This window comes from Oscillibacter acetigenes (genome assembly GCF_025567605.1).
Classification (GTDB): Bacteria; Bacillota; Clostridia; order Oscillospirales; family Oscillospiraceae; genus Oscillibacter; species Oscillibacter welbionis.
On the sequence record NZ_JAOQKG010000001.1, the window covers coordinates 419,323 to 440,124 of the forward strand.

At 62.9% G+C, this 20,802-nt stretch carries 23 protein-coding genes; 13 read left to right on the forward strand and 10 right to left on the reverse strand.

Annotated features, from left to right (window positions below):
- Positions 1-60 precede the first annotated feature (60 nt).
- The gene (locus OCV80_RS02200; protein ID WP_256264901.1) at positions 61-996 is read left to right on the forward strand and encodes an alpha/beta hydrolase; all 936 of its coding nucleotides are present in this window, start codon (positions 61-63) and stop codon (positions 994-996) included.
- Positions 997-1,049: 53 nt separating this feature from the next.
- On the opposite strand, the gene OCV80_RS02205 is transcribed toward OCV80_RS02200, so the two are convergent.
- A complete protein-coding gene (locus OCV80_RS02205) occupies positions 1,050-1,583 on the reverse strand; it encodes a putative ABC transporter permease (RefSeq protein ID WP_021749608.1) in 534 nt (177 codons plus the stop codon).
- Positions 1,584-1,763: 180 nt separating this feature from the next.
- Here OCV80_RS02205 and OCV80_RS02210 point away from each other — a divergent pair, with 180 nt between their 5' ends.
- The 3 genes from OCV80_RS02210 to OCV80_RS02220 all read left to right on the forward strand — a co-directional run bounded on the left by OCV80_RS02210 (position 1,764) and on the right by OCV80_RS02220 (position 4,219).
- Positions 1,764-2,336: a uracil-DNA glycosylase gene (locus OCV80_RS02210; protein ID WP_025545513.1), complete on the forward strand. Its 573-nt coding sequence runs from the start codon at positions 1,764-1,766 to the stop codon at positions 2,334-2,336.
- Between the two features lie 119 nt (positions 2,337-2,455).
- Positions 2,456-3,013: a biotin transporter BioY gene (locus tag OCV80_RS02215; RefSeq protein ID WP_394802904.1), complete on the forward strand. Its 558-nt coding sequence runs from the start codon at positions 2,456-2,458 to the stop codon at positions 3,011-3,013.
- A gap of 90 nt (positions 3,014-3,103) precedes the next feature.
- Complete coding sequence (locus OCV80_RS02220) at positions 3,104-4,219, forward strand: SLC13 family permease (RefSeq protein WP_021749605.1); 1,116 nt, start codon at positions 3,104-3,106, stop codon at positions 4,217-4,219.
- Between the two features lie 58 nt (positions 4,220-4,277).
- On the opposite strand, the gene OCV80_RS02225 is transcribed toward OCV80_RS02220, so the two are convergent.
- Complete coding sequence (locus OCV80_RS02225) at positions 4,278-4,793, reverse strand: M48 family metallopeptidase (protein ID WP_021749604.1); 516 nt, start codon at positions 4,791-4,793, stop codon at positions 4,278-4,280.
- 194 nt (positions 4,794-4,987) lie between these two features.
- Between OCV80_RS02225 and OCV80_RS02230 the strand changes: the two genes are divergently transcribed.
- Positions 4,988-7,432, forward strand: a complete 2,445-nt coding sequence (locus OCV80_RS02230; protein ID WP_267288162.1) for a phosphoketolase family protein — start codon at positions 4,988-4,990, stop codon at positions 7,430-7,432.
- A gap of 65 nt (positions 7,433-7,497) precedes the next feature.
- Here OCV80_RS02230 and OCV80_RS02235 read toward each other — a convergent pair whose 3' ends face one another.
- The 4 genes from OCV80_RS02235 to OCV80_RS02250 all read right to left on the reverse strand — a co-directional run bounded on the left by OCV80_RS02235 (position 7,498) and on the right by OCV80_RS02250 (position 11,518).
- A complete protein-coding gene (locus OCV80_RS02235) occupies positions 7,498-8,616 on the reverse strand; it encodes a DUF4825 domain-containing protein (RefSeq protein ID WP_119311568.1) in 1,119 nt (372 codons plus the stop codon).
- Positions 8,600-9,094, reverse strand: coding sequence for an RNA polymerase sigma factor (locus tag OCV80_RS02240; protein WP_021749601.1), 495 nt, complete (start codon positions 9,092-9,094; stop codon positions 8,600-8,602). Before OCV80_RS02240 ends, OCV80_RS02235 begins: the two co-directional genes overlap by 17 nt.
- 760 nt (positions 9,095-9,854) lie before the next feature.
- Positions 9,855-10,781, reverse strand: coding sequence for a SufB/SufD family protein (locus OCV80_RS02245; protein WP_181446427.1), 927 nt, complete (start codon positions 10,779-10,781; stop codon positions 9,855-9,857).
- A complete protein-coding gene (locus OCV80_RS02250) occupies positions 10,778-11,518 on the reverse strand; it encodes an ABC transporter ATP-binding protein (RefSeq protein ID WP_021750875.1) in 741 nt (246 codons plus the stop codon). Before OCV80_RS02250 ends, OCV80_RS02245 begins: the two co-directional genes overlap by 4 nt.
- Before the next feature lie 196 nt (positions 11,519-11,714).
- On the opposite strand from OCV80_RS02250, the gene OCV80_RS02255 reads away from it, so the two are divergent.
- The 3 genes from OCV80_RS02255 to OCV80_RS02265 all read left to right on the forward strand — a co-directional run bounded on the left by OCV80_RS02255 (position 11,715) and on the right by OCV80_RS02265 (position 13,754).
- A complete protein-coding gene (locus OCV80_RS02255) occupies positions 11,715-12,347 on the forward strand; it encodes a ferritin-like domain-containing protein (protein ID WP_119311567.1) in 633 nt (210 codons plus the stop codon).
- Between the two features lie 107 nt (positions 12,348-12,454).
- Complete coding sequence (locus OCV80_RS02260; protein WP_021750872.1) at positions 12,455-13,144, forward strand: DUF2461 domain-containing protein; 690 nt, start codon at positions 12,455-12,457, stop codon at positions 13,142-13,144.
- Between the two features lie 25 nt (positions 13,145-13,169).
- A complete protein-coding gene (locus tag OCV80_RS02265) occupies positions 13,170-13,754 on the forward strand; it encodes a hydrolase (RefSeq protein WP_136891002.1) in 585 nt (194 codons plus the stop codon).
- A gap of 72 nt (positions 13,755-13,826) precedes the next feature.
- On the opposite strand, the gene OCV80_RS02270 is transcribed toward OCV80_RS02265, so the two are convergent.
- On the reverse strand, positions 13,827-14,327 hold the full coding sequence (locus OCV80_RS02270) for a GNAT family N-acetyltransferase (protein WP_256264904.1): 501 nt from the start codon (positions 14,325-14,327) through the stop codon (positions 13,827-13,829).
- Positions 14,328-14,489: 162 nt separating this feature from the next.
- On the opposite strand from OCV80_RS02270, the gene OCV80_RS02275 reads away from it, so the two are divergent.
- Entirely contained in the window at positions 14,490-15,041 is a 552-nt protein-coding gene (locus OCV80_RS02275) for a helix-turn-helix domain-containing protein (protein WP_119311566.1), read from the forward strand.
- A gap of 58 nt (positions 15,042-15,099) precedes the next feature.
- On the opposite strand, the gene OCV80_RS02280 is transcribed toward OCV80_RS02275, so the two are convergent.
- The 3 genes from OCV80_RS02280 to OCV80_RS02290 form a co-directional block, all read right to left on the reverse strand.
- The gene (locus tag OCV80_RS02280; RefSeq protein ID WP_021750868.1) at positions 15,100-15,570 is read right to left on the reverse strand and encodes a hypothetical protein; all 471 of its coding nucleotides are present in this window, start codon (positions 15,568-15,570) and stop codon (positions 15,100-15,102) included.
- A gap of 68 nt (positions 15,571-15,638) precedes the next feature.
- Complete coding sequence (locus OCV80_RS02285; RefSeq protein ID WP_136891001.1) at positions 15,639-17,330, reverse strand: DAK2 domain-containing protein; 1,692 nt, start codon at positions 17,328-17,330, stop codon at positions 15,639-15,641.
- A gap of 16 nt (positions 17,331-17,346) precedes the next feature.
- Entirely contained in the window at positions 17,347-17,697 is a 351-nt protein-coding gene (locus tag OCV80_RS02290) for an Asp23/Gls24 family envelope stress response protein (RefSeq protein WP_021750866.1), read from the reverse strand.
- A gap of 261 nt (positions 17,698-17,958) precedes the next feature.
- Here OCV80_RS02290 and rarD point away from each other — a divergent pair, with 261 nt between their 5' ends.
- The 4 genes from rarD to OCV80_RS02310 are packed head-to-tail and all read left to right on the forward strand — an operon-like array spanning position 17,959 to position 20,442.
- Positions 17,959-18,858 carry an EamA family transporter RarD gene (gene rarD / locus OCV80_RS02295; RefSeq protein ID WP_119311564.1) on the forward strand — a complete coding sequence of 300 codons (900 nt, stop codon included), beginning with the start codon at positions 17,959-17,961 and terminating at the stop codon, positions 18,856-18,858.
- Positions 18,849-19,412, forward strand: a complete 564-nt coding sequence (rsmD, locus tag OCV80_RS02300) for a 16S rRNA (guanine(966)-N(2))-methyltransferase RsmD (protein WP_021750864.1) — start codon at positions 18,849-18,851, stop codon at positions 19,410-19,412. Before rarD ends, rsmD begins: the two co-directional genes overlap by 10 nt.
- A 5-nt stretch (positions 19,413-19,417) precedes the next feature.
- The gene (gene coaD, locus OCV80_RS02305) at positions 19,418-19,909 is read left to right on the forward strand and encodes a pantetheine-phosphate adenylyltransferase (RefSeq protein ID WP_025544663.1); all 492 of its coding nucleotides are present in this window, start codon (positions 19,418-19,420) and stop codon (positions 19,907-19,909) included.
- 5 nt (positions 19,910-19,914) lie between these two features.
- Complete coding sequence (locus OCV80_RS02310) at positions 19,915-20,442, forward strand: hypothetical protein (protein ID WP_025544664.1); 528 nt, start codon at positions 19,915-19,917, stop codon at positions 20,440-20,442.
- Positions 20,443-20,802 lie beyond the last annotated feature (360 nt).

The following is a 20,802-nucleotide window of genomic DNA, read 5'->3' on the forward strand; positions in this document are numbered from 1 at the left end:
GGAAAGCAGGCATCCTACGCCTGATGGCACACAGTATAGCACAGAGAGGATGATTTTTCCATGGTGAGAAACGAATTTACCTTCCCCTCCGCAGACGGGCGGACCGGCATCCATGCGGTGGAGTGGACGCCGGACATGGCACCCCGGGCGGTTCTGGTGCTCTCCCATGGCGTGTCGGAGCACATCCTGCGGTATGAGCCCCTGGCGGCCTACCTGACGGAGTGGGGCTTTGCCGTGGCAGGCCACGACCACCTGGGGCACGGTCTCTCCGTGGCGGCGGGGGCGCCCCGGCTGTACTTCGGACCCAGGGGCAGCTGGGACTGGGCGGTGCAGGACCTCTATGCCCGGCGGGAGCTGGCAGGGCAGCGGTTCCCCGGCCTTCCGGTGTTCCTGCTGGGGCATTCCATGGGGTCCTTCCTGGCCCGGACGTATCTGATCCGCTACCCCGGCACCGTGGCCGGAGCCATCCTGATGGGCACGGGGCAGATGCCCCCGGCGCTGGTGGCGGCGGGCCGCGTCCTGGCCGCCCGGGAGGCCAGAAAGGTGGGGGACCGCCATTCCAGCCCCTTGGTGAACAAACTGGCCTTCGAGGCATACAATCAGAAATTTGCCCCCAACCGCACGGGATACGACTGGCTCTCCGCCAGCACGGAGAACGTGGACCAGTATCTTGCGGATCCCCTCTGCGGAGGGGACCCCACCATCGGACTCTTCCGGGAGATGCTGCGGGGGATCGCCTGCATTGAGAAGCAAGAAAACCTGAAGCGGATGAACCGGAATACCCCGGTCCTCTTCCTCTCCGGGCAGGACGACCCGGTGGGGGACATGGGCAAGGGTGTCCGGCGGGCGTACCGCAGCTTCCGCCGCTCCGGTGTCCGGGACGTGGAGATCAGGCTTTATCAGGGCCTGCGGCATGAGATCCTCCAGGAGACGGGCCGGGAGAAGGTCTATGCGGACGTGGCGCACTGGCTGGAGGCCCACCTGCCGGAACAGTGACCGGCCGGACGCAAAAGGAAGCCGGGCATGGACGTTTCCCCATGCCCGGCTTCTTACGCAGCCCGCAGATTTCCCAGAGACAGCACTGCGGGATCTCCTGCCCGGCGCAGCAGCTGGAGGGAGACCACTGTGTCGGCGGTGAACACCAGCAGCGCGGCATAGGTGGCGGTTGGCGGCACGGCGGCCAGCGCCGGGGCTATCGCTGCCTGGATCACCGGCAGCCCTGCTGCCACCAGCAGGCTCCAGGCCAGGGAGAAGGGCAGGCAGACCCGGCCCCGCAGATTCCACCGGACCTGGGAGTAGTCCCAGAACCGCACACCCAGCAGACGGTCATAGAGAACGTGTACGGCATACTCCACTGCTGTGGCCGCCAGACCGCCCCACAGGGCCAGAGACCAGAAGCTGCCGCTCAATGATTCCGGCAGGGCCAGCACCGCCAGGGCCCCCAGCCCGTACACCGGGCACATGGGCAGCAGCAGAAAGCACTTCCGGGCCTGCCGGTCCGCGTGGGTGGCGATGGCGTACCCCCGTTCCAGCAGATAGCCGAGAAAGCTGTATGTCCAAAATGTCCATAGCCACAGAGACAAGCGTCCCCCTCCTCTCCCTGTCCAGTCTGTCCGGACGGAAGAGATTCATACCTCATTGCGCGGCGGAAGATTTTGTGTTACAATGGCCGCAAAGAGGCCGCTGCCATTTGGCTGGGCGGCCGAGGGGCATCCGCCGCCGGTGTGGTGCCCCGGAGAGAGGCACGAAGGAGGGGGAGGCGGATGGCGGATACCTGGGAGGCGCTGGAGCAGGCCTGCGGACAATGCCGGAACTGCGCCCTGGCGGAGACCCGGCTCCACGTGGTGTTCGGTGACGGTGCCCGGGACGCGGAGATCCTGCTGGTAGGGGAGGGCCCCGGTCAGCGGGAGGACGAGCAGGGCATCCCCTTCGTAGGGCCGGCGGGGCTGCTGCTGGATGATATGCTGGAGATCATCGGCCTGGACCGGACGAAGGTGTATGTGGCCAACATCGTCAAGTGCCGCCCGCCCAGGAATCGGGACCCGCTGAATGTGGAGCAGGACGCCTGCATCGGCTGGCTCCGGCGGCAGACGGCGCTGCTGCGGCCCAAGCTGATTGTCTGTCTGGGCCGGATCGCCGCCAAGGCTATCATCAAGGAGGACTTCAAGATCACCGCCGAGCATGGGAAGTGGTTCCAGCGGGGCGGCGTCCAGATGACGGCTATCTACCATCCCTCCGCGCTGCTGCGGGATGTGGAGAAGCGGCCGGAGACCTTTGTGGACCTGAAAGCTATTCAGGCCAAGGTGCGGGAGATCTGCACCCACACGGACTGCTGAACCGGGAGGCACTGCCTCCTGGTTTTTTATCTATATTGTAAACTTTATTTTTTTTAAGGTTGACAATTATGGAAAGCCTTGCTATACTTCCTCCAGACACAGGAGAGGAGCGATCTGATTTGAAACAGACTTCCAAGACTAGGACCCGGCTGCGGACGGTGGACCTGGCGTACGCCGCCCTGTTCGCAGTGCTGCTGATGGTGTGCGCCTGGATCAACATTCCCCTGACAGTGCCGTTCACGCTCCAGACCTTTGGCGTGTTTGCAGCCCTGGGGACCCTGGGGGGCCGGCGGGGGACATTGGCTATCCTGGCATATCTGCTGCTGGGCCTGGTGGGCCTGCCGGTGTTCTCAGGCTTTCAGGGAGGCCCGGGCGTTCTGCTGGGCACCACCGGCGGGTATATCCTGGGTTTTCTGGCCTCGGCCCTGCTGTATTGGGGCATGACCGCCCGGCTGGGCGACCGTCCGGCGGTGACGGCCGCGGCCATGGTGCTGGGCCTGCTGGTGTGCTATGCCTTCGGCACCGCCTGGTTCCTGGTGGCCTATGCCCGGGCGGCGGGGCCCATCGGCCTGTGGGCAGCACTGGGAATGTGCGTGTTCCCCTTTGTGGTGCCGGACCTGGTGAAGCTGGCCTTGGCGTGGATGCTGTCCCGGCGGCTAGCGGGCTGCCTGCGGTAGAACAGCACAGCCTCCCCAAAAAGGTTTGCGTTCCCGGAAAAAGTGTGATATGGTGGAACGCGGATTTTGTCAGCCTTTGGAGGGACAGAAATGAGACTGTTGGCATTTTTCAAGCGGGAGGCGGTGCTGACCGTGGCGGCACTCTGCGCACTGGCCACCATGGTCCTGGTGCCGCCGGACGCCGCCTATCTGGGCTACATCGACCTGCGGGTGCTATGCCTGCTGCTGTGCCTGATGGCGGTGGTGGCGGGCTTCCAGTCCTGCGGGGCGTTCCAGTGGCTGGCCGGCCATCTGCTGTCCCGGGGGACCGGACCCAGGGCCCTGGCAGTGATCCTGGTGCTGCTGCCCTTTTTCTGCTCCATGGCCGTGACCAATGACGTCGCTCTTATCACCTTTGCACCCTTTGCGCTGCTGCTTCTGGACCAGATGGACTGCCGGGCCGCAGCGGTGCCGCTGCTGGTGCTGCAGACCATTGCCGCAAACCTGGGCAGCATGGCCACGCCGGTGGGCAATCCCCAGAACCTCTACCTTTACGGGGCCTATGGACTCTCTGCCGGGGATTTTTTCCCGGTGGTGCTGCCCCTGGCGGGGATCAGTCTGGCCTGCCTGACCGCGGCGGCCTTGCCGGTCCTGCCCAGGGATCTCCAGATCCCTCCGGTGCACCCGCAGCCCCTGCGGCAGCCCGGGAAGCTGGCCCTGTACGGCGCACTGTTCCTGCTGTGCCTGCTGACGGTGTTCCGCATTCTGCCCTATGGTCTGCTGACGGTTCTGGTGCTTGGGACGCTGGCCGCAGTGGAACCTGCTCTGCTGCGGAAGCTGGATGTGAGCCTGTTGTGCACCTTCATCTGCTTCTTCGTGGTATCCGGAAACCTGGGACGGCTGCCTGCCGTTCATGGGTTTCTCCAGAGTCTGCTGGAGCGCAGCACCTTGCTGACCGGCGTGCTCACTAGCCAGATCATCAGCAATGTACCGGCGGCGGTGCTGCTGTCGGGCTTCACGGACAATTGGAGGGAGCTGTTGCTGGGCGTGGATATCGGCGGTCTGGGAACCCCGGTAGCATCCCTAGCAAGTTTGATCACGCTCAAGCTGTATCTTCGCTCCCCGGGGGCCCGCCCCGCCCGGTATCTGGCGGTGTTTACCGCCTGGAATGCAGCGCTGCTGGCGGTGCTGCTGGCGGCGGTCTGGCTCACGTCGGTGGGGGCGTAATATCAGACATAAACCGGAGGCACGGCCAAGCCATGCCTCCGGTTTGTGCTTTTACACGTTATCGCAGCAGCTTCTTCCGCTCCCGCCAGTCGGGGAGTACCTGCTCCAGCAGCGCGTAGAAATCCGGCCCGTGGTTTTTCACTTGGATGTGGCACAGCTCATGGACCACCACCAGGTCCATGGCCGCATCCGGACAGTTCATGAGAAAACAGGAGAAGCACAGGCTGTTCTTTCCGCTGCAGCTGCCGTAGCGGGTGCGGGCGGAGGTGATCCTGACGCCAGTAGGGAACAGGCCCATTTTCTCACTGTAATAGGCGATTTTCGGCGGCAGGACCTGCCGTGCCTTTTCCTTCAGGGCGCCGATCTCCGCCTGGGTGGGGGCGGAGGGGGCCAGGGCAGCCCGGCGGCGCTGCTGTTCCAGGTGCCGGGCGATCCAGCCGGCGTGACTGGCCACAAAGTCGTCGATGCGGGCCTGGGACAGGCGGCGGGGGGCCCGCACCACCACGCGGCAGTCCCTTGTGATCTCCAGGGCCAGGGTCTTCCGGCCGGAGCGGATGAGTTCATACGTTTCCATGCCGTTACAGTAGCACATCCGGCGGAAAAACGCAAGCGCGGCGGAAGGGATAGAATAAGGGTAAAACGCCTAAAAGAGGAATGCTAAAATGAAATAATTGTAAATTAAGATAAAATTATTTTCAATTTCGCTTGCCTTTTTTCAAATAAGAGATATACTAATTGCGAAAGGAACAAGAAAAAGGAGGTAATAATATGCCACGGACTTCTCAAAAGACAATTGCAGCAAAGCCTAAAACCAATACACGCCTGTCTAAAAAGCCGCCGTTGACGCCGGCGCAGCTGAAACAGGTCGACGCCTGGTGGCGGGCGTCCAACTACCTCTCCGCCTGCCAGCTGTATCTGTTGGACAATCCCCTGCTGAAGCGCCCACTGGCCGCCTCCGACCTGAAGCAGACCATCGTGGGCCACTGGGGCACCGTGCCGGGGCAGAACTTCATCTACACCCACCTGAACCGGGTCATTCAGAAGGACGATCTGGACATGATCTACCTCTCCGGCCCCGGCCACGGCGGCAACGCCATGGTGGCCCAGGACTGGCTGGACGGCACCTATACGGAGGTCTATCCCAACATTACCCAGGATGAGGACGGCATGCGGAAACTGTTCAAGCAGTTCTCCTTCCCCGGCGGCGTGCCCAGCCACGTGGCGCCGGAGACACCTGGCTCCATCAACGAGGGCGGCGAGCTTGGGTATTCTCTGGCCCACGCCTTCGGCGCTGTGGCGGATAACCCGGATCTCATCGCCGCCTGCGTGGTGGGCGATGGTGAGGCGGAGACCGGGCCCCTGGCCACATCTTGGCACTCCAACAAATTCCTGAACCCCATCACTGACGGCGCGGTGCTGCCCATCCTGCACTTGAACGGCTTCAAGATCGCCAACCCCACCATCTTCTCCCGGATCTCCCATGAGGAGGTGGAGCAGTTCTTCCGCGGCTGCGGCTGGGAACCCCGCTTTGTGGAGGGCAGTGAGCCGGAGAAGATGCACCAGCAGATGGCTGCCACCCTGGACTGGGCCATCCGGGAGATCAAGCGCATCCAGCAGCACGCCCGCACCACGGGAGACACCACCCGCCCCCGCTGGCCCATGATCGTGTTCCGCTCCCCCAAGGGCTGGACCGGCCCCAAGGAGGTGGACGGAAACCCCGTGGAGGACTGCTTCCGGGCCCACCAGGTACCCATCTCCATGGGCCCTGACACGGAAAAGCACCTGCCCATCCTGGAGCAGTGGCTCCGCAGCTATCACCCGGAGGAGCTGTTCGACGAGGAGGGACGGCCGGTGGATCTGCTGCGCTCCTTCGCCCCCAAGGGGGACCGGCGCATGGGTGCCAACCCTCACGCCAACGGCGGCCTGCTGCTGCGGGACCTGCGGACGCCGGACTTCCGGGACTACGGGGTGGAGGTTCCCGCCCCCGGCGAGGTGGAGGCCCAGGACATGCTGGTGCTGGGCGGCTACGTCCGGGATGTGATGAAGCTGAACCTGGAATCCCGGAATTTCCGCATCTTCGCCCCGGACGAGACGGCCTCCAACCGGCTCCATCCGGTGTTTGAGGTCACCGGCCGCCGCTTCCTGGGGGAGCGGTACGAGAATGAGGACCCGGATGAGCACCTGGACCCGGACGGTCGGGTGATGGACTCCATGCTGTCCGAGCACATGTGCGAGGGCTGGCTGGAGGGCTACCTGCTCACCGGCCGCCACGGCTTCTTCAACAGCTACGAGGCATTCATCCGCATCGTGGACTCCATGTTCGCCCAGCATGCCAAGTGGCTGAAGACCTGCAACGAGCTGCCCTGGCGGCAGGATATCGCCTCTTTGAACTATATCCTCTCCTCCAATGTGTGGCAGCAGGACCATAACGGCTTCACCCACCAGGACCCCGGCTTCCTGGACCACGTGGCAAACAAGAAGGCGGACGTGGTGCGCATCTATTTGCCCCCGGACGCCAACTGCCTGCTGAGCGTGTTCGACCACTGCATCAAGAGCCGGAACTATGTAAACGTCATGGTGGCCAGCAAGCATCCCCGCCCCCAGTGGCTCACCATGGACCAGGCGGTGAAGCACTGCACCCAGGGCATCGGTATCTGGGACTGGGCCTCCAACGACCAGGGGGAGGAGCCGGACGTGGTCATGGCCTGCTGCGGCGACACGCCCACTCTGGAGACGCTGGCGGCGGTGACGATCCTGCGGAAGGAGCTGCCAGAGCTGAAGATCCGGGTGGTGAACGTGGTGGATCTGATGAAGCTCCAGCCCCACACGGAGCATCCCCACGGCCTCACGGACATGGAGTACGATATGCTCTTCACCCAGGACAGGCCCATCATCTTCGCCTACCACGGATACCCCACGCTGATTCATGAGCTGACCTACCGCCGGCACAACAAGCATCTTCACGTCCGTGGCTACAAGGAGGAGGGCACCATCACCACGCCCTTCGACATGCGGGTCCTCAACGATATCGACCGGTTCCATCTGGTGATCGACGTGGTCCAGCGGCTGCACTCCCTGGGTAACCGGGGGGCCTATCTGGTCCAGCGGATGAACGACAAGCTGGTGGAGCACCGCCAGTATATCAAGGATCACGGCGTGGACCTGCCGGAGATCCGGGAGTGGAAGTGGAACAACGGCAAGGGAATTGAATGAGCCGGCTTCATTTGCACAAAAGAAGCGCCCCGTCTCCTTTGAGACGGGGCACTTCTGACGCTGTTTTAGAATTGCGGGGTGAAAATGGTGGTTCCATCTTCTTCCGTGACCACATAGAAGCCGTGACATGTCAGGTCCAGCAGCTGCTGCAGGGCTGCCGGTGAGGTGGCGTAATCCTTGACACTCTCCGGGGCAGTCCAATCCGCGCCGGCATCCAGATTGTAGGCTTCGATCCAATCCGGCAGGGCCTGGTCCACTTCCTCCAGTGTCACAGAGCGGGTCACTGCGGTGCCGTCCGGGGCGGCGTAGGTCCACTGCACCTGCCCCAGGTTGCCGATCAGCGCCAGCAGGGAGGGAGCGATGGCATACATCCGCTTGTCGATGTCGCGCTCCACACCCAGTACATGAGCGGTGACGCTGTCGAAGTGAATGGTCAGGCCATAGGGCTCGCTGGTGGTTTGCAGGCTGATGGTGTAGTTATAGGGGAGCTCCATACTGGAAAGCCAGAGGCCGATCTCATGGACCAGGTTCCCCACGGCAGTGGCGTCGCCTACATAGGGGGTGCGGGCGTCGTAGATCCACAGTGTGGATTCAAGAATAGTGGTGCCGTTCTGCCAGACCAGCCTGCCACAGACCCAGACTTCCTTAAGCCCCTCCAGTGGGACCCGAAGGTCTACTAGATCGTTTGGGTGAATGAAAGAGGCTCTCGCTTCACGGGCGGTGAAAGAAACAACCCCATCTTCTGTCTCATCCTGTTCCCAGCCGTAGAAGGCATTGACAGCATACAGGCAGTCCACATTGACAGACAGGGTGTCCCCATCCACAATTTCCACGAGGCGAACCCCCACATCATTGGCTTGTCCCGGCCCGCCAATGATGAAGATTTTTGTAAGAATCACTGCCGCCAGCACCAGCGTGGTGCAGGCCACCGCCAGCCATACTCTCCGCCGGTTCCTGCGCCGCACCTTTTTCAGATAGTCCACCTCCCGGGCGGTCTCTTCGGCGTTTTGACCCGCCGCTTCCGTTTCCTTCGCCCCCATGGCGGTCCGCTTGGCCGCACAGGCGGGGCAGGACGCCAGATGGGCCTCCACCGCCATGTTGGTTTCCTCCGAGGTCAGCCTCTCCACATAGGTGGGCAGCAGGTCCTCCACAATGGCGCAGGATAATTCAGGAATGTTCTTCATGGTCTGCTCCTCCTTTCCGCAGTGCCTCCTTGCCCCGGTAAAACGTCACCCGGGCCCAGGTCTCCGTCCGTCCCAGCACGTCCCCGATCTCCCGGAAGCTGAGGCCCCCGAAGGCCCGGAGGTACACCACCTCCCGGGTGCTGGGGGGCAGGGCATGGATCTGCCGCAGCAGGTCCAGATGGCCCTGCCGGGTGAGCACGTCCTCCTCCGCGGAGGGGCCCGGCAGGCCGTCCTCCGGCAGGGGCTCCTCCGGTTTTCGTTTCCGCAGGTGCTGGTACCACAGGTGCTTGGCGATCTGGCACAGCCAGACGGACACCTTGCAGGAGCCGTTGAACCGGTCGATGGACCGGACGGCCTGGTAGAAGGTCTCCTGGGTCAGCTCCTCCGCCAGGTCGGCGTCATGGCACTGGGAGAGGAGAAATTTATAGACGGTCCTGGCATGGGCCTGGTAAATTTCTTCCATGTTGGCCAAGGGCATCTCCCTCCTCTCTGTCAGGTATGTCCGGCTGGCGGGGGATTCGTTACACGGATTTGAAAAAAATTCTCCATCCCGGCAGGGAGAGGGATGGGCCGCCGAACGGCGGCCGCGGGGGATTCCGCTCCCGCAGGGGATGCGCGCCCCATTTTCTTTTTGAGACATCAAAAAGAAAATGCGCCGCGCCCGGTGGAAAAGAAAACATGTTCGGCGGGTCGGCCTGCGCAGGCGCAGCCCTCCTGCCGCCGGCGGGGGAAGGTTGGCAGTCCCTTGCGGCAGTCAGAGACGGAAACGCGCCGCCCTTGGGGAAACCTCCAGCCCGGGGAGGTACAGGGATACCCCCTGCCCCTCTCCCCGCTGCCGCTCACGCTCCCGCGAAGAAGCAGGCAGCGCCTGGCGAAGCGGAAGGCGCAGAAAGAGAAGCTGGTCGAATGCATCCTTGCACCCCGACGCTGTCGGCACCATCCGCCACGGGACAGCAGTCACGACCTCGCAGAAGATGATAGCGTGCCCGAAGGCAAGCCCAAATCGGCGCTTGCACCGATACGCCGACCCCCGTCAGCACAGAGGCGCGAATGCGCCGGCGTGCGCCAAAAGCGGCCTTTTCTTTTGGACCGGGCATTGCCCAGCCATCCTCATGGCTGAATCCACCCGGGCGGCAGATTGCCGCCCCTGCGGCGCCTCCGGAAGAAAGCCCCCTCTCTGGGGGCGGGGAAGCAAAAAAGGCGGCCGGCCCTCCGGCCAGCCGCCCCGCGGTCTGTCTTTATGCCAAAAATCCCTTGAGGATCCGGTCCTCCGCTTCCTCCTCGGTGAGGCCCAGGGTCTCCAGCTTCAGCAGCTGGTCCCCGGCGATCTTGCCGATGGCGGCCTCGTGGATCAGCTGGGCCTCGGTGTCGTTGGCGGCGATCTCCGGCACGGAGCTGATCTTGGCCTGTCCCATAATAATGGAGTCGCACTGCACATGGCCGAAGCACTTGGCGTTGCCCACCACGCAGGGGCGGAACACCTGGGAGGACTCGTCCTGGGCCACAGACCGGGAGATGACCCGGCCCTTGGCGTCCTCACCGTTCAGCTCGATGACCATGTCGCTGTCCGCCACCTGGCGGCCGTGGGTCAGCAGCCGCTCTGTGATGACGGCCTCGGCCCCCTTGCCGCAGACGATCTTGGTGTACCGCTTGGTGGAGTCCACGCCCCGGATCTGCACCGTGTCCATCTGGATGGAGGCGCCCTCCTCCAGATACACGATGGTCTGGGGGTTCATGATCTTCTCGCCCCTGCCGTCCCCCTCAGCGTAGTGCTTTTCCGAGTAGTGGACATGGGAGTTTTTGCCCACATGGAAGGTGTGGATGCCGTCGTGGCGGGACTCCTGGTCGCCGCAGTTGTGGATGCCGCAGCCGGCCACGATCTCCACATCGCAGTCCCCGCCGATGTAGAAGTCGTTGTACACCGTCTCTTCCACACCGGACTTGGTGATGATGACGGGGATGTGGCAGGTCTCGCCCTTGGTCCCGTCCAGAATCCGGATGTCGATGCCGGCGTGGCCGTCGGTCCGGTCGTCGATCTTGATGTGCTCCGTGGACACCCGGCCGTCACAGCCGCAGTCCTTACGAATGTTGAAGGCCCCCACGGGCTTACCGATCAGGTCCGCGATCTTCTCCAGCAGCTCCCGGTCCACCTGTGTGTCCATCATACAGCAGCACCTTCTTTCGTCAGCACCGGGCACCCGGACAGGGTGTCCGCCAGGATCTGGGGCAGGATCTCCTCAGGTGTGCCCCGGTGGCGCAGCTCCCCGTCGCCCACCACGATGATCTCGTCTGCCAGGGAGATGATCCGCTCCTGGTGGGAGATGATAATCATGGTCGCGGTGCCGCTGGCGTGGATCTGTTCAAACGTCTCTGTCAGCCGGGCGAAGCTCCACAGGTCGATGCCCGCCTCCGGCTCGTCGAAGATCATCAGCTGGCTGCTGCGGGCCAGGATGGTGGCAATCTCGATGCGCTTCACCTCGCCGCCGGAGAGGGAGGCGTCCACCTCCCGGTCCAGATAGTCATTGGCGCACAGGCCCACCTTCGTCAGGTACTGGCAGCACTGGTCCTTGGACAGCTTCTCATTCCCGGAGGCGATGGTCAGCAGGTTGCGGACCGTCAGCCCCTTGAACCGGGGGGGCTGCTGGAAGCCGTAGCTGATGCCCAGACGGGCCCGCTCCGTGATTCCCAGGTCCGTGATATCCTGACCGTTCCACAGAATCTGGCCGCCGGTGGGCTTCACCAGACCCATGATGATCTTGGCCAGAGTGGTCTTGCCGCCGCCGTTGGGACCGGTGAACACCACCAGTCGGTGGTCGTCGATGGTCAGGGAGATGTCGTTTAAGATCCCCAGCTCACTGTCGCCCTCCCGGACGGCGTAGCTGATATGTTTCAATTCCAGCATACAATCGGAACCTCCTTTGCTGGCATCAATCCTCGCAGTTTCCCTATTTTAACAGAAACAACGGGAAAAAGCAATGAAAAAGGGAACTCTCGTCCTATGATATTTTAACCCTGGGGCGAATTTCATACGTGTGATTTTTGCAACAGGAACCGTTTTTTCCAAAGCGCATACACTGGGGAGAAAAGGAGGGACCTGGATGGAACAGACCATACATACTCCGGAGACCTATGACTTCCGGAAATACGACCAGATCTGGCGGCGGGTGGCCCCCAACCTGGAGCCCTATCCCGACCTGCGGGAGCCGGCGGTGCCCGCGATGGCGCCCCTGGCCTCTGGTGCCGCACCGCGGGCTTCCCAGCCGCCGGCCGGTGAGGACTTGGAGCACCTGCCCGGTGCGGAGGAGAACCCCTGCTGCATGGGCACCATGGCGCAGGAGGAACTGGGAGTGATCGAAGGGTTCATCGAGGTGGAGCTGGCAGACCGGCGGACCTATCAGGCATTCGCCCGGCGGGCACCGGCTTTCGCCCGGGGGACGATGCGGGATTTGGCAAACGCGTCGGGCGCAGCTGCCCGGCGGCTGATGACGGCCTACTACCTCATCACTGGGAACTGCTACCGCCCGGCGGTGGCCAGCGGACGGATTTCCATAGATAGCTGGTGCCCCGCCCTGCGGGAGCGGTACCATGTGGAGGCCTGCAACGGCATGAACTACCTGCGGGCGGGGGAGGAGACCACAGACCCCTGCCTGGGGAGGCTGCTGAAGGAGCTGGGAGAGGAATCCTACCGTCAGGCGGACCAGCTGATGGCCCTGCTGGAGCGGGCGCTGTGAGCGGAAAGAGGGGAAGGGCGCCGAAAAAACGCCGTTCCCCTCTTTTCCATGGCCGGAAAATGTGTTATACTAAATCTTAAATTTTGAAATCCAGCGGGAGGAACGGGATGTTTACCGGCTTTACAGACGAGACTGTGGACTTTATGTGGGGCATCCGCTTCAACAACGAGCGGGCTTGGTTTGAAGCTCACAAGGAGATTTATCTGACGCACTTTTATCAGCCCATGCGGGAGCTGGGGGACGAGCTCTATGACTACATCGCCGCCAAGCGGCCGGATCTGGGGCTCATCCGCAAGGTGACCCGGATCTACCGGGACGTCCGGCGGCTCCACGGCCGGGGGCCTTATAAGGAGAGCCTGTGGTTCTCTATCGAGCAGCCCTCGGAGGAGTGGACGGCCCACCCCACCTTCTGGTTCGAGCTGATGCCGGAGGGGTGGACCTGCGGCATGGGGTATTATATGCCCAAGCCGCTGACGATGGCCAAGCTGCGGGCCCGGATCGACCGGGACCCCGCCGCCATGGAGAAGCTGATGCGGAAGCTGAACCGCCAGAAGGAACTTGTCCTGGAGACGGAGGACTACAAGCGCCCCAGGGCCCCGGCCCCTTCCAAACTGCTGGAGCCCTGGTACCGGGCCAGGAGCTTCACCATCTGTCACAATGACAAGCTGACGGACGAGCTGTTCAGCCGGGACATCGTGGAGCGCCTGAGACAGGACTTCACCTTCCTGCTGCCCTATTACGACTACTTCGTCACCCTGGAGGGCGACCCGGATCCCCGGGATGCTGCCCCGGTCTGATTTTACAAAAGGAGAGCGATCAAAGATGAAAGCATGTCCCGAGAGAAGCGCGGCCCTGGCGCTGCTGCGCAAGTACAATGCCGAGCCCTTCCATATCCAGCACGGCCTGACGGTGGAGGGCGTCATGCGCTGGTACGCTCAGGAGCTGGGTTACGGCGAGGACGCGGATTTCTGGGCCGCCGTGGGCCTGCTCCACGATGTGGACTTTGAGAAGTGGCCGGAGGCGCACTGCAAAAAGGCTCCGGAGCTGCTGGCGGAGATCGGCTGCAGCGACGAGTTCATTCACGCCGTATGCAGCCACGGATACGGCCTGTGCTCTGACGTGGAGCCCACGGAGGAGATGGAGAAGGTCCTCTTTGCCGCGGACGAGCTGACGGGCCTCATCGGCGCGGCGGCGCTGATGCGCCCCAGCAAGAGCTGCCAGGACATGGAGGTCAGCTCCCTGAAGAAGAAGTTCAAGGACAAGAAGTTCGCCGCCGGCTGCTCCCGGGACGTCATCAAGACCGGGGCTGAGCGGCTGGGGTGGACGCTGGAAGAGCTGATGGAAAAAACCCTCCAGGCTCAGCGGAGCTGCGAGGAGAGCGTGGCGGCCCAGATGGCGGCCCTGTAACCCTGTATGGAAAACTGAGAACAGCCGGCCCTGGTGGGGGCCGGCTGTTCCTGATTCAGCGGTGGAGGGCGGTCAGAGGAGCTTTTCATAGGCGATTTTCTCACTGTTGTCGAACCGGATGGTGCCCCGGTACTGAAACCCCTGCTTGGCCAGGATATGCTGCATTTTATGATTTCCCGCGTCTGTGTCCACCCGAAATTCCCGGCCCCCCCGATCCCGGCACAGGTCCTCCACCAGCTGGAAGGCCGTACCGGCGGCGCCCCGGCCCCGGGCCGCGTCGGATAGGGCCAGGCGGTGTACCACTACATAGGGCTCCTCCCGGGCCCAGGTGCCGTTCAGATGGTCGTAGGCCGGTTCTCCGTCGAAATCGACGCAGAGGTAGCCTAGAGGGATGCCGTCCTCCTCCAGAAAATACCCTTTTCCCGTTCGGACGTCCCGTTCCAGGCAGTCCCGGTCCGGATAGCCCGTCTGCCACTGGTCGATCCCCTGTGCCCGCAGGTGGGCCTTGGCCTGGTTGATGATGTCCATAGCCAGCTCCACCTCGGAAAGTGCGGCGGCTCTCAGTCTGCGCATACGACTCCTCCTTTTGGTGCCGCGCCGGGAAACTACCGCACCGCTCTTGACGGACCGTTTCCGGGTGCAGTACAATATCCAATGGAATTTTTTCAAGATACTGGATTTCCTGTATATTATATGATTCATCTAATATCTTGTCAATAGAGAGGGGAGAAACGTTTGGAGATCAACGCAGTGGTGTCGGAGAACGCCCGGCGGCTCCGGGAGGAGAAGCGGCTGACGCTGGACGAGGCCGCCCGTCTAACGGGGGTGTCCCGCAGTATGCTGGCCCAGATCGAGAAGGGGGACGTGAACCCCACCATCTCCATGGTGTGGAAGATCGCCAACGGTTACAAGGTGTCTTTCACCTCGCTGGTGGAGCCGGCCCGGGAGCGGCCGGTGCTGCTGCGGGGCGATGACGCGCCGATTCTGGAGGAGGATGGGGGGAGGTACCGGAACTGCCCGGCCTTCCCCTTTGACGGGGAGCGGGGGTTCGAGACCTATCGGATCGTGATGCTCCCCGGCGGCGCACTGGAGGCCCAGCCCCATCTGCCGGGGACGGAGGAGTATGTGACCGTCTTCGCCGGGGAGGCGGAGATCGGCCTGCCGGGGGAGACCTACCGGCTCCGGACCGGCGACTCCCTGCGCTTCCCGGCGGACCAGCCCCACCGCTACCGGAACCCGGGGACGGAGGAGACTCAACTCAGTATGCTGATCTGGTACAGGCATTAAAGAACCAGCCCGGGCCTGACGGCCCGGGCTGGGGCATTTTTCAGGAGAGGGGGCCGGGTCACCGCCTCCGCCGGCCCCATAGGAAGCCCAGGGAGAACAGCACCGCCAGCATCAGCAGGGAGAGCGCATTGGCCGCCAAGGTTTCCGGCGGCCCCCAGCTGTGATTGGAAAAGGGGATCACCAGCCGGCAGGCCAGGGAAAACAGCGGGAGGCCGGGGTACTGCCCCAGCCCCGCCAGCAGGAAGCTCCGGGCCTCACTGGAGACAAAGTGGAACTGCCACACGTACAGGGCAAAGCTCACCAGGCTGGGCCACTGGGTCAGCAGCAGGCAGGCGGGGTAGCTCCTTTCGGAGCGGCCGCACAGATGCCCCAGCCAGAGGCAGAACACGATGGCTGCAGGCACCTGGATATAAAATGCCAGTGTAAACAGGAAGGCAGGGCCGTTCAGGGACACGGCGGTGAGCCAGTTGCACAGCCAGCCCCACAGGCCGGGCACCAGGGCCAGCAGCAGGAGCTTCCAGGTCTTCATAGGGCGCCTCCTTTTCAAAAAGAAAGAGGTGTCTCTGCTTGAAAGAAACAGAAACACCTCCTGATGCTTTATTCCATGCTGATAATATAATAGTACACAGGCTGTCCGCCGGAGAGGACCGCCACCTCCGCACCGGGACACACCTCTTCAAACAGGGCCCCGGCCTTCTGAGCGTCCGCCTCCTGCACATCCTCGCCGAAGTACAGGGAGATGAAGGAGGCCTCCCGCCCGGCGGCGTCCTCCGCCAGCTTGTGGAGCAGCGTGTCAAGGGAACCGTCCGTGTCGAAGAGCTTGCCTTCCTCCAGGGCCAGATAATCGCCCTCCTTGATGGCGAAGCCGTCGAAGTCGGAGTCCCGGGCGGCGTATGTGATCTGGGCCGTGGTGACGGAGCTGAGGCTTCCCGTCATGGCGTCAGTAATGGTCTGGGCATCCGGCGCGTCGAAATCCACGTTCATCATGGCGGTGATGCCCTGGGGCACGGTCTTGGTGGGGATCACCACCACCTGCTTCTCCGTCAGGGCGGCACACTGCTGGGCTGCCATAATAATGTTGCCGTTGTTGGGCAGGACGAACACCGTCTCCGCCGGGATCTTGTTCACGCCCTCCAGAATACTCTCGGTGGAGGGGTTCATGGTCTGCCCACCGGACACCACACCGTCGGCCCCCAGGTCCCGGAACACGGCGGCCAGGCCGTCCCCAGCACACACCGCCAGAAAGCCGTAGGGCTTCTCCGGCGCCGCCACGGCGGGCGTTTCTTCCACGGGGACGGACTCCAGCTCCGCCTCCACCGCGTCCAGGTCATCGGTGCTCTGGACGTGCTTGCCCGCGGCCAGGTCGTCCGCCTGGGTCCGCATGTTCTCGATCTTGGCCAGCTCCAGGGTACCGTATTTCTGGGCCTCGTTCAGGGCGTTGCCGGGGATGTTGGTGTGGACGTGGACCTTAAAGGCCTCGTCGTCCTCGCCGATCACCAGACTGTCACCGATGCTGTTGAGATATGTCCGCAGCGGCTCCAGCGAGATATCGGCCATGGCCTTGCGGACGATGAATACCGTGTCGAAGGCGAAGGTGATGTCCTCCGCCGCCATGGTGGCGAAGTCTGCCTTCTCCTCTCTGGACTCGCCAGCCTCCGTCTCGGGCATGGGCTCGCCCCGCAGTTCCGCCAGCATGCCGTCCAGGATCAGGAGATAGCCCTTGCCGCCGGCGTCCACCACGCCGGCCTTTTTCAGCACCGGGTTCATCTCGGTGGTCTGGGCCAGGGCGGCATAGCCCACTCGGATGGCGTCCTCCAGGACCCGCTCCAGGTCCGTCTCTCCGGCGGCGGCTGTGTCCACCGCCTGCTTGGCGGCAAGACGGGAGACGGTGAGTACCGTGCCCTCGGCGGGCTTCATCACCGCCTTGTAGGCGGCGGAGACACCCTCCTGCATGGCGGCGGCGAAAGCGGCGGCGTCCGCAGTCTCCCGGCCCTTCAGGGCCTTGGACAGGCCTCGGAACAGCAGGGAGAGAATGACGCCGGAATTGCCGCGGGCCCCCCGCAGCAGGGCGGAGGCAGTGACGGAGGCCGCCTGCTCCACAGTGGCGGGCTCGCTCTTGCGCAGCTCCGTCACGGCGGTGCCGATGGTCATGGACATATTGGTGCCCGTGTCGCCGTCGGGCACGGGAAAGACGTTCAGGTCGTTGATGGCCTGCTTCTGGGCCGTGATGACGGCTGCGCCGTGGAGCACCATCCGCTTGAACAGTGCGCCGGTGATTTGTTCGTTCATCTGTCTCGTTCCTCCCTCACAGGGTCATGGAATCCACGCACACGTCCACGTCCTTGACGGTGACGCCGGTGTTCCGGGTGACGACATAGCGCACTTCATTCATGATGGAGCGGCAGACCGCGGGGAGATTGACGCCGTTTTCCACGATGATGTGGAGCTCGATGGAGATGGAGTTGTCGTCGTGATAAGTGATGCTGACGCCCTTGCTCATGGCCTCCCGGCGCAACAGATGCACCAGGCCGTCCGTCATGGAGCGGTAGGCCATGCCCTTGACGCCGAAGCAGTTGGTGGCCGCCATGCCGGTGATGTTGGAGAAGACGGCGCTGCTGACGGTGATATCGCCGTGGTCAGACTTGAATTGAATCATGAGAACGTCCTTTCTTTCCCAGGAGTTTGGCACGAAGGGCGGCGGGCCGCCTGCTCTGGACAGCGGCTGTCCACAGCCTGTACTTTGAGAACCTTATTATATACGATTCCCCGTGAAAGTACAAGTCTAAAAAAGACCCGGCTCCGGCGCGGAAAGCTATTGAAATCTTCCGCGGCTTGCCGTAAAATAGACAAATCACGGGATTTTTCAGAAACTGAAGGCCACAGAGGTGAAGGCTGGAGGGGAAAGGAGAGCGACCCAATGAAAAACAAGGGCCCGCTGTATGTGCTGACCTGCTATGTCATCTGGGGCCTGCTGCCCATCTTCTGGAAGCTGCTGGCCCAGGTGGATTCCCTGTATGTGCTGGCCAGCCGCATCGTGTGGTCCATGGTGCTCACCGGAGGCATCCTGCTGCTGCGGCGGGACCGGCTGGCCGGTGTGCGGGCCGCGTTCCGGGACCGGAGGGAGTGGGGGCTGCTGGCCGCTGCGGGCTGCGTGGTCTGCGTCAACTGGGGCGTCTACATCTGGGCGGTGGCCAACGGGCACATGATCGACTCCAGCCTCGCCTACTATATGAATCCCATCCTGGCGATCCTGTTGGGGACGGTCCTGTTCCGGGAGCGGCTGACAAAGCTCCAGTGGCTGGCGGTGGCGGTGACCTTCGCGGGACTGGTAATCACTGTCATCCGCTACCGGCAGATCCCCTGGATCGCCCTGGTGATCGGCGGCAGCTTTGCTGTTTACGGGGCGCTGAAGAAGCAGGTCCGTTCCGACGCGGCGGTCTCCACCTTTGTGGAGACGCTGACCCTGGCGCCCTTTGCCCTGGTGCTGATCTTCTGGATGGAGGCCCACGGCACCGGCGCCGCCGGGGTCCTCTCTGGTTGGCAGTGGCTGCTGCTGCCGGTGTCCGGCGTGGTGACCACTGTGCCGCTGATGTTCTTCGCCGCCGGCATGAAAACCACGCCAATGACCCTCTCCGGCATTCTGATGTATATCAACCCCACCATGCAGCTGCTGCTGTCCGTGGCGCTGTATGGAGAGGCATTCACCGCCACCCACGCCATTTTGTTCGGCTTCGTCTGGACGGGGCTGATCCTGTACCTGATCTCCGGCGCCCGCGAGAACCGGAGGCACCGAGAGGAGGAAAAACCATGCGTGTGATTACCGGCACTGCCCGCGGCCGCCGGCTGAAGGAGCTGGAAGGGACGGAGACCCGCCCCACCACCGACCGGGTGAAGGAGGGGCTCTTCAGCGCCCTGCAGTTCGACATCGAGGGGCGCCGGGTGCTGGACCTGTTCGCCGGAACCGGCCAGCTGGGCATCGAGTGCCTCAGCCGGGGTGCCGCCTCTGCCGTGTTCGTGGACCGGCGGGCCGACGCCGTGAAGCTGATTCGGGAGAATTTGAAGCTGACGGAGCTCCAGGACCGGGCCCGGGTAGTGGCGGGGGACTCCATGGAGTTTCTGCGGTCACTGCGGGAGCGGTTTGACATCGTGTTTCTGGACCCTCCCTATGAGGCGGGGCTGCTGGAGCCCGCCGTCGCCCATCTGACAGCGTTTGACATTCTCAATCCCCATGGTATAATTGTGGCAGAACACCCGGCGGACCGGAGCCTTCCGGCGCCTGCGGCGCCCTACCGGGTGCGCCGCACCTACCGTTACGGCAGGATCGCCCTGACGCTGATCCGCCGGGGCGGAGACCGAGAAAACGAGGAATGACCCCCATGAGAACAGCGATTTGCTCCGGCTCTTTCGACCCCATCACCCTGGGGCATTTGGATATCATCCGGCGGGCGGCTGCCTGCTTTGACCGGGTCTGTGTCTGTGTCAGCCCCAACGCTGAAAAGCGAAACCAGATGTTCACACCGGAGCAGAAGCTCCAGCTGGTGCGGACGGCGGTGGCGGACCTGCCCAATGTGGAGGCGGAGCTGTGGCCGGGCCTGCTGGCGGATTTCGCGGTGCGGCACCATGCCTCCGCCATCGTCCGGGGCGTGCGCAACACCACGGACTTTGACGTGGAATATCAGATGGCTCTCATCAACCGGGGGATCCATCCGGAGCTGGAAACGCTGCTACTGCCTGCCAGCGCGGCATATCAGCACTTCAGCTCCTCCATGGCTCGGGAGATGATCCGCTATCACCAGCCGCTTGAAAACTATTTGCCCGCGTCCATCGTGCCTCTGGTGCGGGAGATGACGGAAAAGAAGGAAGGATGAGTCCCATGGCAAATGATGTGAACCGTTTGATCGATATGCTGTACGAGCGGATCGAGGACGCCAAGTCCCCGGCCCTGAAACCCAATATGAGCATGGTGGACCGGGACGAGCTGCTGGATCTGCTGGACGAGCTGCGGGCCCAGCTGCCGGTGGAGATCAAGCGCGCCCAGGAGCTGCTCTCCGCCCGGGACAAGTTTGTGGAGGATGCCAAACGGGACGTGGACCGGATGATGCGTCAGGCGGAGCTGGATGCCAAGACCAAGGTGTCCGACAGCGAGGTGCTCTATGCGGCCAAGGAGAAGGCCCGCCAGATGGTGGCCCGGGCGGAGGAGCGCTGCCGCCAGTTGTACCAGGTGACCAATGAGTATGCCGAGGACGCCCTGGCCCGCACGGAGGAGGCGGTGCAGATGGCGCTGGATGAGGTGAAGCAGCAGCGGGTGCGGTTCCGCAGTGCCTCCGCTGCCAAAATGCAGGAGCAGCGGGACAAGCTGGACGGCAGGACCCCGCCCCAGGAGGATGGCGGCGAGGAGTGATGCCGCAGGTCAACCGTAATCTTAAAAATTTGTGAAAAACGCCAAAGGATTTGGCGAAACTTTTTTGGAATACTCTAGATGTTGCGGAGAAAATGAAAAAAAGCACCCCATGGCACAAGTTCTTGCGTCATGGGGTGTTTTTTATTTTACGTAAACTTGTCAAAGAGATGTCGAACATCTGTTTTAAAATGGCGATTTTGGCCGAAAAATGCCATAATTTGGCGTTCTTAGCGGCGGTTTTCCCGGAAAAAACTGCTTGCAATCCCGGCCAATTTCGCTTATACTCAGAGCATGTGGTGGGGAAAAGTGGGTAAAAGTAGAGATTAAGTGCCAAAGAGACCCCATCCAGACCCAAAAAAC